16 protein-coding genes are annotated in these 15,132 nt (G+C 51.6%); 11 read left to right on the top strand and 5 right to left on the bottom strand.

Features of this window, described 5'->3' with window-relative positions; genetic code table 11:
* Positions 1-50: 50 nt before the first annotated feature.
* The 3 genes from INP79_RS00325 to hemA are packed head-to-tail and all read right to left on the bottom strand — an operon-like array spanning position 51 to position 2,955.
* Positions 51-566 (bottom strand): hypothetical protein, encoded by a 516-nt coding sequence (locus INP79_RS00325; protein ID WP_194752485.1) that lies wholly within the window; start codon positions 564-566, stop codon positions 51-53.
* The gene (gene prfA, locus INP79_RS00320; RefSeq protein WP_194752484.1) at positions 566-1,648 is read right to left on the bottom strand and encodes a peptide chain release factor 1; all 1,083 of its coding nucleotides are present in this window, start codon (positions 1,646-1,648) and stop codon (positions 566-568) included. Before prfA ends, INP79_RS00325 begins: the two co-directional genes overlap by 1 nt.
* Before the next feature lie 47 nt (positions 1,649-1,695).
* On the bottom strand, positions 1,696-2,955 hold the full coding sequence (gene hemA / locus INP79_RS00315) for a glutamyl-tRNA reductase (protein ID WP_194752483.1): 1,260 nt from the start codon (positions 2,953-2,955) through the stop codon (positions 1,696-1,698).
* A 227-nt stretch (positions 2,956-3,182) separates the two neighbouring features.
* On the opposite strand from hemA, the gene rpe reads away from it, so the two are divergent.
* The 8 genes from rpe (at position 3,183) to hemB (ending at position 10,251) form a co-directional block, all read left to right on the top strand.
* Positions 3,183-3,890: a ribulose-phosphate 3-epimerase gene (gene rpe / locus INP79_RS00310; RefSeq protein ID WP_194752482.1), complete on the top strand. Its 708-nt coding sequence runs from the start codon at positions 3,183-3,185 to the stop codon at positions 3,888-3,890.
* Between the two features lie 27 nt (positions 3,891-3,917).
* Positions 3,918-4,631: a phosphoglycolate phosphatase gene (locus INP79_RS00305; RefSeq protein WP_194752481.1), complete on the top strand. Its 714-nt coding sequence runs from the start codon at positions 3,918-3,920 to the stop codon at positions 4,629-4,631.
* 157 nt (positions 4,632-4,788) lie between these two features.
* A complete protein-coding gene (gene trpE / locus INP79_RS00300; RefSeq protein ID WP_194752480.1) occupies positions 4,789-6,306 on the top strand; it encodes an anthranilate synthase component I in 1,518 nt (505 codons plus the stop codon).
* Position 6,307: 1 nt separating this feature from the next.
* On the top strand, positions 6,308-6,874 hold the full coding sequence (locus INP79_RS00295; RefSeq protein ID WP_019880692.1) for an aminodeoxychorismate/anthranilate synthase component II: 567 nt from the start codon (positions 6,308-6,310) through the stop codon (positions 6,872-6,874).
* Positions 6,874-7,902 (top strand): anthranilate phosphoribosyltransferase, encoded by a 1,029-nt coding sequence (trpD, locus tag INP79_RS00290; protein ID WP_194752479.1) that lies wholly within the window; start codon positions 6,874-6,876, stop codon positions 7,900-7,902. Before INP79_RS00295 ends, trpD begins: the two co-directional genes overlap by 1 nt.
* Positions 7,899-8,402, top strand: coding sequence for a DUF3465 domain-containing protein (locus INP79_RS00285; RefSeq protein WP_194752478.1), 504 nt, complete (start codon positions 7,899-7,901; stop codon positions 8,400-8,402). Before trpD ends, INP79_RS00285 begins: the two co-directional genes overlap by 4 nt.
* Positions 8,403-8,452: 50 nt before the next feature.
* Positions 8,453-9,241 carry an indole-3-glycerol phosphate synthase TrpC gene (trpC, locus tag INP79_RS00280; protein ID WP_194752477.1) on the top strand — a complete coding sequence of 263 codons (789 nt, stop codon included), beginning with the start codon at positions 8,453-8,455 and terminating at the stop codon, positions 9,239-9,241.
* A 14-nt stretch (positions 9,242-9,255) separates the two neighbouring features.
* A complete protein-coding gene (gene hemB / locus INP79_RS00275; protein ID WP_194752476.1) occupies positions 9,256-10,251 on the top strand; it encodes a porphobilinogen synthase in 996 nt (331 codons plus the stop codon).
* Positions 10,252-10,871: 620 nt separating this feature from the next.
* On the opposite strand, the gene INP79_RS00270 is transcribed toward hemB, so the two are convergent.
* Both INP79_RS00270 and INP79_RS00265 read right to left on the bottom strand, forming a co-directional pair.
* Positions 10,872-11,882, bottom strand: a complete 1,011-nt coding sequence (locus INP79_RS00270) for a CDP-6-deoxy-delta-3,4-glucoseen reductase (RefSeq protein WP_194752475.1) — start codon at positions 11,880-11,882, stop codon at positions 10,872-10,874.
* A 21-nt stretch (positions 11,883-11,903) separates the two neighbouring features.
* Positions 11,904-12,359: an FxsA family protein gene (locus INP79_RS00265; protein WP_194752474.1), complete on the bottom strand. Its 456-nt coding sequence runs from the start codon at positions 12,357-12,359 to the stop codon at positions 11,904-11,906.
* A gap of 29 nt (positions 12,360-12,388) precedes the next feature.
* Between INP79_RS00265 and cutA the strand changes: the two genes are divergently transcribed.
* The 3 genes from cutA to INP79_RS00250 are packed head-to-tail and all read left to right on the top strand — an operon-like array spanning position 12,389 to position 15,087.
* Positions 12,389-12,724 carry a divalent-cation tolerance protein CutA gene (gene cutA, locus INP79_RS00260; RefSeq protein ID WP_194752473.1) on the top strand — a complete coding sequence of 112 codons (336 nt, stop codon included), beginning with the start codon at positions 12,389-12,391 and terminating at the stop codon, positions 12,722-12,724.
* A 13-nt stretch (positions 12,725-12,737) separates the two neighbouring features.
* Positions 12,738-14,561 (top strand): protein-disulfide reductase DsbD, encoded by a 1,824-nt coding sequence (dsbD, locus tag INP79_RS00255; protein ID WP_194753778.1) that lies wholly within the window; start codon positions 12,738-12,740, stop codon positions 14,559-14,561.
* Positions 14,554-15,087, top strand: coding sequence for a TlpA disulfide reductase family protein (locus INP79_RS00250; RefSeq protein WP_194752472.1), 534 nt, complete (start codon positions 14,554-14,556; stop codon positions 15,085-15,087). Before dsbD ends, INP79_RS00250 begins: the two co-directional genes overlap by 8 nt.
* Positions 15,088-15,132: the final 45 nt, after the last annotated feature.

Raw genomic sequence — 15,132 nt, 5'->3', positions numbered from 1 at the left:
TGCGTGCGCATGGCTAACTAATTATCTTGACGCGGTTTGTCGCCAACGCACTAATTGTTCGATTCAAAAGGGCATATTTCTTTATGAGCCTTGCATAACTTCTCATCATCTGGAAGGAATACGTAGTTTTCTAGTTGTCTGTAGGTTTTACCAGTAAATTCCCAGCGTGTGTAAGACGCGTGGCCTGCTGTGCCACTAGTAGTCACTAATTGATGAAGGCCATGAGCTTTATGTTTCAAAATTTCAGTAGCGTATGCAGTTGTTTGTAGTACAACTGTATAGCCACCGTTCACCTTTGCGACGACCCAAATAGGTCCTGCGGCTGCACCCCAGCCACATGCTTGAGATGTGGTTGCGATATATTCTGAAGCTTTGGCAGTGTCAGTAATATTCACTACTTTTCCCACCAGGTTACATTCAGGAAATTCGAAATTTTTTGGTGCTCTAATTGCCATAACTACCGGCTTAGGCAAGGCGATTAGGTTTTTTTCCTCGATACTAAACTCTTCAGAAAAAGCTAAGTTTAGAAAAAACATTAATCCAATGAAGGTGAGTAATGAGCGCATTAATTTTCTTCACCCAAACTTGCCAGCAAATCTGCCTGATATTCAGTCGCCAGCGCATTAATCAACTCGTCCATATCGCCCTCAGTGATCGCTTCAATTTTATAGAGTGTCAGGTTAATGCGGTGATCGGTAATGCGGCCTTGCGGGTAGTTGTAGGTGCGGATGCGCTCTGAGCGGTCACCGGAGCCAATGAGGTTGCGGCGCTCGGAGGCGATTTTGCTTTGTTGTTCGTCGACTTGCTTGGCTTTAATGCGCGCAGCCAACACTTGCATGGCTTGCGCTTTGTTGGCGTGCTGGCTGCGGCCATCCTGGCATTCGACCACGATGCCGGTGGGTGCGTGGGTAATGCGCACGGCAGAGTCGGTTTTGTTGATGTGCTGACCACCGGCACCTGAAGCGCGGAAGGTGTCAATCCGGATATCGGCCGGGTTGATTTCAACATCCCCCACTTCTTCTACCTCGGGCAGAATGGCGACCGTACAGGCGGAGGTGTGGATGCGGCCCTGGGTTTCAGTATCTGGCACGCGTTGTACGCGGTGACCACCAGATTCGAACTTGAGTTTTGAGTAAGCACCATAGCCGATGATTTTGGCAATGACCTCTTTGTAGCCGCCGACTTCGCCTTCGTTGGCGGAGACGACTTCCACTTTCCAGCCCTGGCGGTCGGCAAAGCGTGAATACATGCGGAACAAGTCCCCGGCAAACAGGCCGGATTCGTCACCACCGGTACCGGCGCGGATTTCAAGGAAGATGTTTTTATCGTCGTTAGGGTCTTTGGGCAGTAACAGTTTTTGCAGTGTCAGCGCGACTTCTTCCAAGCGCTTTTTGCCAGTGTCGATTTCTTCCTGGGCAAACTCTTTCATCTCCGGGTCGGCCAGCATGGCATGCGCTTCTTTAATGTCAGACTCGGTTTGTGCATAGATATGGTACTGCTCAACAATCGGGGTAATTTCCGTATGTTCCTGCATGATCTTACGGTAGTTATCCATGTTGTCAGTCACGCCTTCGCTGCTGAGCAGGCGGTTGAGTTCTTCGAGGCGCTCGCTGAGGTTGGCGAGCTTTTGTAACATACTTGGTTTCATGTGGTTACCTAATCTTCAAAGCGTGCGCGGATGCCAGGCTTGAAAAGTTATTCTTTAATTTGAAAGAGTTGTTTCACGAGGTGCTCCATATGCGCATGGGCATCGCCGTGAGAGTTGTTGAGCGCATGGCTGGGACCATGCAAAAATTTATTGGTGAGTGCATTACTTAGGGCTTCGAGGGCTTTTTCCGGCGATTCGCCTTTTTGCAGTAATTTAAGCGCCTTTTCCAGTTCGGCTTTACGTACGGTGTCTACCTGGTCGCGCAAGGCTTTAATAGTGGGCACCGCTTCGCGTTGTTTGAGCCACTGCATAAAGTGCTCTACGCGCGAGTTTACGATGAGCTCAGCATTGACGGCGGCTTCCTGGCGGTTGCCCAGGCCTTCGGTCACCACTTGCGCCAGATCGTCGACCGAGTATAAAAACACATCATCCAGCGCGGAGACTTCGGGCTCAATGTCACGCGGCACGGCGAGGTCGACCATAAACATCGGCCGGTGCTTACGTGCTTTAATGGCGCGCTCCACCATGCCCAGGCCGACAATTGGCAACTGGCTGGCGGTGCTGGTGATGACAATATCAAATTCTTGAAAGCGCTCGGGCAGGTCATTGAGCAAAATGGCTTGTACGTTTAAGCCTTGGCCGCGAATTTTCTCTGCCAGTTGTTCGCCGCGCTCTAGTGTGCGGTTGGCAACGGTGATTTTTTTGGGTTTTTGCGCGGCAAAATGGTCGGCACACAGCTCTATCATTTCGCCTGCGCCAATAAACAGCACACTTTGTGAACTCAGGTCACCAAAAATACGCTGCGCCAGTTTAACCGCGGCGGCGGCCATCGAAATCGAGCTGCCGCCAATGTCGGTATTGGTGCGGACTTCTTTGGCCACTTCAAAAGTGCGCTGGAACAGCTTGTGCAGCATGGTGCCCAGCGTGCCTGAATCTTGCGCAATTTTGACTGACTGTTTGAATTGCCCGAGGATTTGCGCCTCGCCTAGCACCATGCTGTCCAGGCCACTGGCGACGCGGAACGCATGCTTGACCGCTTCGTGGCTACTCAAGGTGTAGGTGTAAGGCAGCAATTTGTCTGCGTCCAAGCGGTGATAGGCCGCCAGCCAGTCAATCACCACTTCGGGGCGGATGGACTGCACATAGATTTCAGTGCGGTTGCAGGTCGATAAAATCGCCACTTCTGCCACGTTATGACGTGCCAGATCCGCCAGCGCCTGCGGCAAGGTTTCGTTGTTAAACGCAACGTTCTCGCGGATGGCAATGGGGGCGGTGGTGTGGTTGACACCAATGGTATACAGTTGCATGGCGCTATTTTACCTGCGGGACAGGGTCAAAAGATAAACAAATCGGCGCTTGCAAACAGTTCATGAGCGTTTGGATGGAAATCCATGTCTAATAGTGCCGACATTTTCTTATATTCACGCGTCACAAGCAAGAATCCTGTCAATTTGAAACAAATTGGCGGTAAAATATTGGTTTTGCTAAATTTTTATTAGATTAATTCACGGAACTCAAGAGACGGAACACCAGCATGGATAAAACTTTTCGCATTGCCCCAAGTATTCTTTCTGCCAACTTTGCCAAATTAGGCCAAGAAATCGAAAACGTCATTAAATCCGGCACTGACATTGTTCACTTTGACGTGATGGATAACCATTACGTGCCTAACCTGACCATTGGTCCATTGGTCTGTGATGCCATTCGTGAGTTGTCTCACAATGCTGGCGCGCTGATCGACGTGCATTTGATGGTAAAACCAGTGGATCGTATCATCCCTGACTTTGCCAAAGCCGGTGCTGACATCATCACTTTCCACCCGGAAGCGTCTGATCATATCGACCGCAGCCTGGCATTGATCCGTGACAGCGGTTGCAAGTCTGGCCTGGTATTTAACCCAGCGACGCCATTGCATTACCTGGACTACGTGATGGACAAAGTGGACATGATTCTGCTGATGTCTGTGAACCCAGGTTTTGGTGGCCAGAAATTCATTCCAGCAACCCTGGATAAACTGAAACAGGCCCGTGCACGCATTGATGCTTACTACGAGCAGACTGGTCGTCAAATCTGGCTGGAAGTGGACGGCGGCGTGAACGCGAACAACATCGCTGAAATTGCAAAAGCCGGTGCCGATACATTCGTGGCTGGTAGCGCTGTGTTTGGTGCGGGTAAAGACACTGACCCTAACCGTTATGACACGATTGTTGGTCAGTTGCGAGCTGCCTTGGCAACGGTATAAATTTAAAGCGTTGCAAGGGTAATCAAGATGCGGTTCCAAGTCAGGGTGGTGATGTTCGATCTGGACGGCACCCTGCTTGATACCGCGCCGCAAATTGCCGAAGCCGCCAACCGTATGCTGGTGGCGTTAGGCAAGCCCATGTTACCCCAGGCACAAATCACCACTTATATTGGCGAAGGCGTGCAAAACCTGATCAAACGTTGTTTGGTTGGTAGCATGCACGGTGAGCCCTCTGAGCAGGAATTTGCCCGTGCGCAACCGCTGTATCATGGTTTTTATGAGGCGAATGCGACAGCCAGCCAGGTCTTTGCTGGCGTGTTGCCAGCGTTGCAACAATTGAAAAAACAAGGCTATCGTTTAGCCTGTGTCACCAACAAGCCGGAAAAGTTTACCCTGCCTTTATTGCAGCATGCCGGATTGGCGGATTTTTTTGAAATCGTTGTCTCCGGCGATACCTTGCCTAAAAAGAAACCAGACCCGTTGCCGCTGTTGCATATTTGCCAAAAGCTAGGCACTTTGCCAGCCGAGGCAGTGCTGGTGGGTGACTCTGAAACCGATATTCAGGCAGCACATGCTGCGGGGTGCTTTGTCGTGACTGTGCCTTATGGGTATAATCAAGGGCGCGCCATTGATGTGGCAACCGTGGATGCCACGGTACAGCAACTCACCGAGGTGGTGAACTTGCTGGAGTTACCTGCTCTCTTAAGCGGGGATAACAAGAAATTTGTCCAGATATCATGATGTTTTGTGCTCATCATTCTTCCAGTTGGCCAGTATTAAGCTGGCGTCGTTCGTGGCGGGGCTAGTCCTACTCCCCGGCGCTGGTGCACGCCATTTGCACTGATCTGTCGTGAGGCTTGCCCACGACACACTCGACGATCAACCTGGAAAAAGCATCATGTTAAGCACCTTAAGCAAGACCGAATTTGACGCGCTGGCGGCGCAAGGCTACAACCGTATTCCGCTGGTGATGGAAACCTTTGCCGATCTGGATACGCCTTTGTCGCTGTATCTGAAACTGGCGAATCAACCCTACTCTTACCTGCTCGAAAGCGTACAAGGCGGCGAACGCTTTGGCCGCTATTCGATTATCGGCTTGCCAGCCACCACGCGTATTGTCGTACGTGATGAGGCCCTGCAAGTCATTCAAGGCGATCAAGTCATTGAGTCGCACACTGATCAAAACCCGCTCGACTTTATTAAAGCCTATCAGGCCCGTTTCAAAACACCGCCATACGATGGATTGCCGCGTTTCACCGGCGGTCTGGCGGGCTATTTTGGTTACGAGACCATTCAATACATTGAGAAGCGTCTGGGCAAGCGGAAAAAGCCAGACGTGATTGGTACACCAGACATCTTAATGATGGTGTCTGAAGAGATTGCTGTGGTGGATAACCTGTCCGGCAAATTGTATTTCATTGTGTATGCCGATCCGGCCAAGTCTAATGCCTATGAAACTGCGTGTACGCGCATGCATGCTTTGGTGGAGAAATTACGTTGCAACGTTGAGATTCCTGCGGCATTACCAACTGCAAAAACAGCAGCTATTTCAGAGTTTGGTGAAGATAACTTCAAAGCGGCAGTTAAAAAAGGCCAGCAATACATTCTTGAGGGCGACATCATGCAAGTGGTGCTCAGCCAGCGCATGGTGCAAGACTTTGACGCCCCGCCACTGAGTTTGTACCGTGCCTTGCGCAGCCTGAATCCATCACCATATATGTTCTATTACGATATGGACGACCATCATGTGGTTGGCGCTTCGCCAGAGATTCTGGTGCGCCTGGAAGGCACCACGGTAACGTCCCGCCCGATTGCAGGTACACGCCCTCGCGGTAAAAACCGTGACCACGATCTGGCGCTGGAAGCCGAATTGCTGGCCGATCCCAAAGAGCGTGCCGAGCACGTGCAATTGATGGACTTGGGTCGCAATGACGTCGGCCGTGTCGCGCTGACGGGGACGGTGAAAGTCACCGACAATATGACCATTGAGCGGTACTCACACGTGATGCATATCGTCAGCAATGTAGAAGGCCAGCTCAAACCTGGCCTGGATGCGATTGATGTGCTGAAAGCGACATTTACTGCAGGCACGGTTTCCGGTGCCCCCAAAGTACGCGCGATGGAAATCATTGAGGAACTGGAGCCGTCCAAGCGTGGTATTTACGCAGGTGCCGTCGGCTATTTAGGTTTTAACGGCGATATGGATGTGGCGATTGCCATCCGTACGGCGGTGATTAAAGACAACAAGCTTTATGTGCAGGCGGGTGCTGGTATTGTTGCCGACTCGGTGCCGCAGTCTGAATGGGACGAAACCCAAAATAAAGCCAAGGCGGTGATTCGTGCCGCCGAACTGGTGCAGGCTGGTTTAGATAACCAAGCGGCCAATATTCAAACCCATGCAGGAAAGGGAGCCTGATATGTTGTTGATGATTGATAACTACGACTCTTTTACCTACAACCTCGTGCAGTATTTCGGCGAGCTGGGGCAAGACGTACATGTGCACCGCAATGATGAGATCACGCTGGAACAGATTAAAGCAATGCAGCCGGAGAAAATCGTGATTTCCCCTGGCCCTTGTACGCCGAATGAGGCAGGTATTTCTGTGCCACTGATTCATGAATTTGCTGGCAAGATTCCGCTGCTGGGCGTGTGCCTGGGTCACCAGAGCATCGGCCAGGCCTTTGGCGGCAAGATCATCAAGGCCAAAACCCTGATGCATGGTAAAACCTCATTGATCCACCATACCAATACCGGTGTCTTCAGGAATCTGCCTAACCCATATACCGCGACGCGTTACCACTCGCTAGTCATTGAGCGTGAAACCATTCCGGATTGTCTGGAGATCACTGCCTGGACTGAAGATGGCGAGATTATGGGCGTCAAGCATAAAACACTGGCCGTGGAAGGTGTGCAATTCCACCCCGAATCTATCTTGACCGAGTACGGACATGAGTTGCTGGACAACTTCCTGAAAGGTTATTAATGGTGAGTATGACGCCTAAAATCGCCTTGCAGCGACTGATTGACCATACCGATTTCACGCATGAAGAAATGCTGCAAATCATGCAGCAGATCATGAGCGGCGAATTTACCCAGATCCAGATTGCGGGCTTTTTGTCTGCTTTGCGTGTTAAAGGCGAGACCGTCACTGAAATTGCCGCTGCCGCGCAGGTGATGCGTGAGCTTTCCAGCAAAGTGGATATTAGCGATACGCGTCATTTGATTGACACTTGTGGCACGGGTGGTGCACCTAACAAGGTATTTAATGTCTCAACGGCATCAGCCTTTGTTGCCGCAGGCGCTGGTGCAAAAATCGCCAAACATGGTGGCCGTGCAGCCTCTTCAAAAAGTGGCTCTGCCGATGTGCTGGAGGCGCTGGGCGTGAATATCGCGTTGACGCCGGAGCAAGTGGTGCGTTGCGTCAATGAAGCGGGCATTGGCTTTATGTTTGCGCCAAATCATCATGCCGCCATGAAGTATGCCGCGCCTGTGCGCCGTGAACTTGGGGTGCGTACCATGTTCAACTTGTTAGGCCCAATGACCAATCCGGCCGGTGCCAAGCGCCAGGTCATGGGCGTGTTTCATCGCGATCTTGTGCCATTGCTGGCGCAAACCTTGCAAAAACTGGGTAGCGAGCATGTGATGGTGGTACATAGCGCGGACGAAATGGACGAAATCTCTTTTTCTGCCGACACTTATGTGGCCGAACTCAAAGACGGCAAAGTCAGTGAGTACACTTTGAACCCGGCCCAGTTTGGCATGCCGTTGCATGACATCAACAGCATCCGGGTGGAAAGCGCACAGCATTCCAGCGAGATTATCCTGGGCTTGCTGTCTGGTGAAAAAGGCCCGGCGCGCGATATTGTATTGCTGAATGCAGGTGCTGCCATTTATGTGTCTGGCCTGGCAAATGATTTGCCATCGGGCATTGCGCAAGCGGCGCAATCCATTGACTCAGGCGCGGCCTTGAATAAACTGCAACAACTGAAAGCCTTGAGCCAGGCGGCATGAAACGCTACGGATTGATTGCGCTGGTTTGTTTGCTGGCTGCGTGTCAGCAAACGTCGCAACAGGGCGCAAGCAGCTATGGTACAAGCAATCGGCCGCAGTCAACGGTTGAAGTTAAATCACAGGCTCAAACGCTTAACCTGCAATCACTGTCTGCTGGTCTGGCAGCAGAAGACAATGCCGCCGTTAAGCAGGCTTTTGCCCAAAAGCAAAGCCATGTCTGGCTGGCGGGGAGCGGTGTGGTGAAAAAACTGCTGCCTGACGATAACAAAGGTGCCCGGCACCAGCGTTTTTTGGTCAGTATCTCGCCTGAACAAACCTTGTTATTTGCGCATAATATTGACCTGGCACCACGGGTGGAAGCACTGAGTGTAGGTGATGTAGTGACCTTTAAAGGTGAGTATATTTACAACCCCAAAGGTGGCATCATGCATTGGACGCACCACGATCCGCAAGGGCGCCAGAGCGGCTGGATTAAACATCAAGATCATACTTACCAGTAAGCGCGCATGCGCGCAGCCAGTAAGTGAAACGATAAACATGCGAGTACATTATGTCTGATATTTTAAATAAAATTTTAGCCACCAAACGCGAAGAAATCGCTAAGGCACAAGCGATCAAGCCGCTGAATGCGATGCGTGATGAAGCGCTGGATCAGCCTGATTGCCGTGATTTTATCGGCAATATTGTTGATAAGGTCGATGCGGATAAACCAGCAGTGATTGCTGAAATTAAAAAAGCCAGCCCATCCAAAGGCATTATTCGCGCGGATTTCAACCCTGCGGAAATCGCCAAAAGCTATGAAAAAGGCGGCGCCGCCTGCTTGTCCGTACTCACGGATGAACAATATTTTCAGGGTTCCGCAGCTTATTTAAAACAAGCCCGTGCTGCTTGTAAATTGCCAGTGCTGCGCAAAGACTTCATGATCGACCCTTATCAGGTCTATGAAGCGCGTGCCATGGGCGCTGACTGCATTTTGCTGATTGTTGCCGCGCTGGAACTGGCACAAATGCGCGAGCTGGAACTGACCGCCCATAATCTGGGTATGGCGGTGCTGGTAGAAGTGCATGATGCAGACGAACTCGAACTGGCCCTGCAACTGGAAACGCCTTTGTTGGGCATCAATAACCGTAATCTGCGCACTTTTGATGTCACCTTGCAAACCACGCTCGATTTGCTCGAAAACACGCCAGAAGATCGCTTTGTGGTCACTGAGTCCGGTATTTTTACACCGGAAGACGTCGCCCTGATGCGCAGCCACAACGTTAACGGCTTTTTGGTCGGTGAAGCATTTATGCGTCAGGACGATCCCGGCGCTGAACTGGCCAGGGTATTTGGGTAAAGCAAAGGGCTACCATGAGTAATCAATTTCTTGCTATCCGTCCACGCCGCATGCGTAAGGACGATTTTTCTCGCCGTTTGATGCGCGAGAACGTCCTCACGGTGAATGACCTGATTTACCCGGTATTTGTGCTGGAAGGCGAAGGGCAGATTGAGTCCGTCGGCTCCATGCCAGGCGTGCAGCGTCAAAGTATTGATGTATTACTGAAAACCGCCGAAGAATGCGTCAAGCTGGGTATTCCTGCGCTGGCCTTGTTCCCGGTCGTGCCACAGCAATACAAAAGTCTGGATGCCAAAGAAGCCTACAACCCGGATGGCTTGGTGCCGCGTACGGTCAAAGCCCTGAAAAAGGCCTTCCCTGAACTGGGCGTGATTACTGACGTCGCCCTGGATCCTTACACGACGCATGGCCAGGATGGCCTGATTGATGACACGGGTTATGTGCTCAATGATGAAACTGTTGAGGTCCTGGTCAAACAAGCCTTATGTCATGCAGAAGCAGGCGCCGATGTGGTCGCGCCTTCTGACATGATGGATGGCCGTATTGGCGCCATTCGCGATGCGCTGGAAGAGCACGGGCATATCTACACACGCATACTGGCCTACTCCGCCAAATACGCCTCTGCTTTCTACGGTCCGTTTCGTGACGCGGTTGGTTCTGCTGGCAATCTCGGCAAAAGCAATAAATACAATTACCAGATGGACCCGGCCAACTCTGACGAAGCGTTGAAAGAGGTCGCGCTGGACCTGGAAGAAGGCGCCGATATGGTGATGGTGAAACCAGGTATGCCGTATCTGGATATTGTACGCCGCGTCAAAGACGAGTTTGGTGTACCGACCTATGCTTATCATGTCAGTGGTGAATACGCTATGCTTAAAGCTGCCGCACAGAATGGCTGGCTGGATGAGAAAGCGTGTGTGCTGGAAGCGATGCTTGGGTTTAAGCGCGCCGGGGCGGATGGCGTGTTGACTTATTATGCGATGGATATTGCGAGATGGTTAAAAGGGTAATTTTTTAACCAGCCCTTTTCGCTTTTACAGCGAGTTACTTTTCTTTGCTTGCCCAAAGAACAAGTAACCAAAAGAAATGCACCCCAGCTTCCGCTTGATTCCTGTGCTACTCGGTTTGCCGGGCGTCCATCGAAACTCGCCCTGACAAGCCACACAGAACGTGGCTTGTTGCGGAGCTCAAACAGCCGATGGCCGAGAACTCCCGCCAACCCTGCGTTGCTCGGCGCGGCAGATGGGGACCCCGAACACCAGGCGAATGCTACTATTTGTGCTTTTAACAAACCAATCTGTTTTTTAACCGTTCAAACTTCTACTATGTTGAGTTTGGCGAGACAAATCCCATTCCATCACGCTGAGTAGCGGAGACAAAATAAGAGTAGAGGGAGCGACTGTCCGAATCCCGCGGTGGGCTGCGTAGTGTGCAGCCCGCTAGGATGAGTTTCGTGACCGGCTTATGCCTAAGTCCAGCAAAGCAACGGACGAAAGTCCTAATTTGAGCAACGCAAGGGAGCCTTTAGGCCGTGATGGCTGGGTGCCCTCCTCTTTGGTTACTTTCTGAGGGGCAAGCATCAGAAAGTGACTCGCCTACAGGCGAAAAAATAGCGCAAGGCAGAGGCAAGTTACTTAGGCGCAAACGTAAACGCATCACTATAAAACTCTTCTTCAGGCAGCCCACGCGCGACAAACGTCTGTTTGGCAATATCTACCATGCCAGGTGCGCCACACACATACACTTCAAATCCACTCAAATCCGCATGATCTTCCAGCACGGCCTGATGCACCAGTCCGCGGCGGCCATCCCAGTTATCACTGTTGTTGCCATCTGAAATCACCGGGATATATTGAATATTCGGCATAAACTGCGCCCAGCGCTGGCACAAGTCATCCATATACAAATCATCCATCTGACGCGCGCCGCGATACAGGTAAACCGGTCTCTGGATCTGGTTGAAAATCATGTGCTCTATCATGCCTTTCACCGGCGCAAAACCAGTGCCACCGGCGACCATGATGATAGGCTTGTCATTTTGTTCACGCAGGAAAAAGCTACCCAAGGGTGCTTCTATGCGAAGTATGGTTTTTACCGGCATCTCGTTAAATACTTGTTCGGTGAAGTGACCACCGGCAATTTTGCGGATGTGCAGCTCGATAAAGCCTTTTTCGTGCGGGGCATTGGCGATGGAAAATGCGCGGCGGCGTCCGTCTTTGAGTAGGAATTCGACATATTGCCCGGCCATAAAGGTGAGTTGTTCGGTGCCTGGCAACTGTAAATGCAGCACCATGACGTCATCGCCTAGCTGCTCTTTATGCTGGATGCGCACGGGCAGAATGCGTGGCTTGATGCCTTGCACCATATCAATCTGGCGGCATTCTATGACGAGGTCTTCCAGTGGGCGCGCACAGCAAAACAGTGCCAGGCCTGCGGCTAGTTCTGCATCGGTCAGCGCATTGCCTTGAAAGTCGTCATGCATGACTTTGCCGGTCAACACTTTGCCTTTACATGCGCCGCAGGCGCCATTGCGGCAACCGTAAGGCAGGTTGATACCGGCTTCGATGGCGGCTTCCAGCACGGTTTGGCTAGGGCGCACATCAAAAATGTGGCCGCTATTTTCAATCAAGACACGATTCATAAGGCGTTGTTTTCTGTCGGGTTAATCTTTGCGAGGTAAGTGCACCACGTTGTCTGCTGGCTTGCTGTCATCTACTTCGGTAAATTCGCCTTCAATCACTTCGTCGTTGGCGCTGGCACGATACTGCGCGCTGTTTTGATTGCCAGTTGTGCCTACGCCCGCATTGTTGCCGGGAATCAGCAGCAATATGACGGCGAGCACGTCGCTAATGACGCCTGGGATTAATAATAGTACCCCGGCAAACATATTTCTGGCGGTTGAAAACATCGCCGAAACGGGATTGCCACCCGCGCTCATTTGCTGGAACATACGCGCAGCAATCAGGTCTTTTTCGCTGCGGATAAGTTTCAGGCCCAGGTAGCCAATCGTGACCAAATAGACCAGTACCCACCAGCCATAGCGCTGACTGAGTTCGATCAGGACGGCTATCTCCAGAAACGGAAAAGCCAGTAGAATAGCAAAGATGAGAAAACGCATGTCAGAATCCTGTCTGTGAGTCAGCGCCCATGACGCCAAAAGAGGAAATTATAATCGTGTTTACGCATGTGCCGAACAGGGCATGTGCCGAGCATATCGCGCAGACGCTGGTTACAGAGAAGTTGGCGGCATGTGTCAATATTTCAAGCCCGGTGACATCAATCTATCGCTGGCAAGGGCAAGTTGAGCAAGCGGAAGAGATTGGACTGACCATCAAAACGACTTGTCAGGTTTATGCTGACTGCGCGACTAAGTTAAGGATGCTGCATCCTTATGAACTTCCGGAGATTGTAGGCATCCATGTGAACGAGGGTTTGCCAGAATATCTGGCATGGGTGGCGGCAGAAACAAGGGTGCAGGAGTAAATTGTTGATGACAATGTGGTTAAGAAGCTGGATCGTGCTGGTGGCGCTATTGCTCGCCATGCCACCCGTGCATGCGGCGTCGCAGTTTTCAAAGCTGTTTACGGACGATAGCAGCGAAGATTTCTTGCCCGTCGATGAGGCGTTTAAAGTCGAGGCCGGTTTGGTAGATGCAAGCCATGCGCAGCTCAAGTTCACCGTGGCACCGGGACATTATTTATACCGTGAGCGCATTCAATTGGTGTTGCCCGCCGGGGACACTGCCAAAATCACATTGCCTGCGGGCGAAACTAAAAATGACCCTAATTTTGGTGAGCAGCAGGTGTTTCACCACGACACCTTAGCCGAGGTCGTGTTTACGGGCGCCGCGCCTGACATGTTGCAGGTGCGTTATCAGGGCTGTAGCGAAAAGGGCTTGTGTTACCCACCGCAAACCAAATCACTGCCTTTGTCCAAGTCACCTTCCTTTGGATCTGCGGTTTCTTCTCACAGCATCACATCTGCTGCGTCAGACGTTGCACCTGTTGAAGACGAGTTCTCCGGAAAACTATTATCTTCTGGCCGCTGGTGGCAGATTGTTGCGGGCTTTTTCGGGGCGGGCTTGTTGTTGGCATTGACGCCTTGTGTGTTCCCCATGATTCCTATTCTATCCGGCATTATTGTCGGTAAAAATGCGCATGTTTCGCGCGGTAAAGCCTTCACGCTGTCATTGGCTTATACCTTGGGCATGTGTCTGACTTATACATTGGCAGGGGTGGCGGCAGGTTTGTCGGGGCAGTTGTTGAGCAACGCCTTGCAAACGCCGGCTGCCCTGATCACCGGTGCGTTGATTTTTGTGGTGCTGTCTTTTTCGATGTTTGGCTTTTATGAGTTGAAGTTGCCAAGCGCGGTTGAGAATTACTTTTTTAACTGGAGCAGCCGCTTTAAAGGTGGTCATTTATTCAGTGATTTTCTGATGGGCGCCATTTCCGCACTGATTATCAGCCCGTGCGTGGCAGCGCCGCTGGCGGGTGCCTTGCTTTATATCAGCCAAACCCATGATGTCACGCTGGGCGCGGTGGCTTTGTTTTCACTTTCTTTAGGTATGGGTGTGCCATTGTTATTGATCGGTGCCTCTGCGGGCACATTGCTGCCCAAAGCTGGTGAGTGGATGAATACGATTCGGCGCTTGTTTGGTGTGCTGATGCTAGGTGTGGCCATCTGGGTCATCAGTCCGATTTTGCCGGTAACAGCTCAATTGGTATTATGGGCGGTACTCTGCATTGTGCCTGCAATTTATTTGCGGGCAATTGATCCCCTGCCTGCCACGGCGGGCACGGTACAGCGCTTATTTAAAGGATTTGCGGTCATCTTGCTGCTATATGGCATCGCCTTGCTCGTCGGTGCCTGGTCAGGGGCGCGCTCGCCGCTACAACCATTACAAAATCTGATGGCAAGTTCACCTGCCAGTGTGCAGCCATTGGCGTTTGAGCGCGTGCATAGCGTGCAAGCGCTTGAGCAACGTTTGAAGGCTGCCAATGGCCAGCCGGTGATGCTGGATTTTTATGCCGACTGGTGTGTGTCTTGCAAGGAGTACGAGCAGTTTGTATTCAGCGCCCCCGCTGTGCGGGCTGAATTGCAAGGCGTATTACTGTTGCAGGCCGATGTGACAGACAATCATGCTGAAGATGCCGCGTTATTGAAGCAATTTGCCTTATTTGGGCCGCCTGGCATCGTGTTTTTCAATGCACAGGGCCAGGCCATGCAGCCCGTGATTAAAGGCTATCAGGATGCTGAGCGCTTTGTGCGCACGGTGCGCGCACTTAAATTAAAACCAGTAGAGGCCTTGCCGCATGCGTAATGTCGCCCGCGTGGTCATGACGGTGCTGCTCATGGTGGTGCTTGGCAGCGGTTTTCGCTGGTTATATCTTAACCGCCACCAGTTTATGGCAACAGAATCCGCATTGCCGACTGCGGCAGACATTGCACCGGTATGGGCCACCACCCTGTTCGATCATGGCGGTAAAGCATATCCACTGGCGCAATATAAAGGCAAGCCGCTTATTTTGAACTTCTGGGCGACCTGGTGTGAGCCTTGTCGTGAAGAAATGCCGGAGATTTCTGCTTTGGCCAGTGCGCACCCTCAGGTTGCTGTATTGGGTCTGGCGATTGATGAGGCTGCCGCCGTGCATGAGTTTATAGAAAGCACGCCAGTGAGCTATCCCCTGCTGATAGCCGAGAATGAAGGCATGCCATTGGCTGAAACATTGGGTAACCATAAAGGTGTGTTGCCTTATACGGTGGTGATTTCCGCGCAAGGCGAGGTGACGCAAATTTTCTTTGGCCGCGTCAATCGCCAAATGCTGCAAAGTGCACTCAATTTGTAGCGTTTTAATGGCTTTTTTCTAGTGTGCACAGGCGGTCAAATCCCG

The organism is Methylophilus sp. QUAN (assembly GCF_015354445.1).
In the GTDB taxonomy this organism is placed as follows: Bacteria; Pseudomonadota; Gammaproteobacteria; order Burkholderiales; family Methylophilaceae; genus Methylophilus.
Note: the sequence above shows the minus strand (reverse complement) of the source record. Positions and strands in the feature narration are given on the sequence as shown.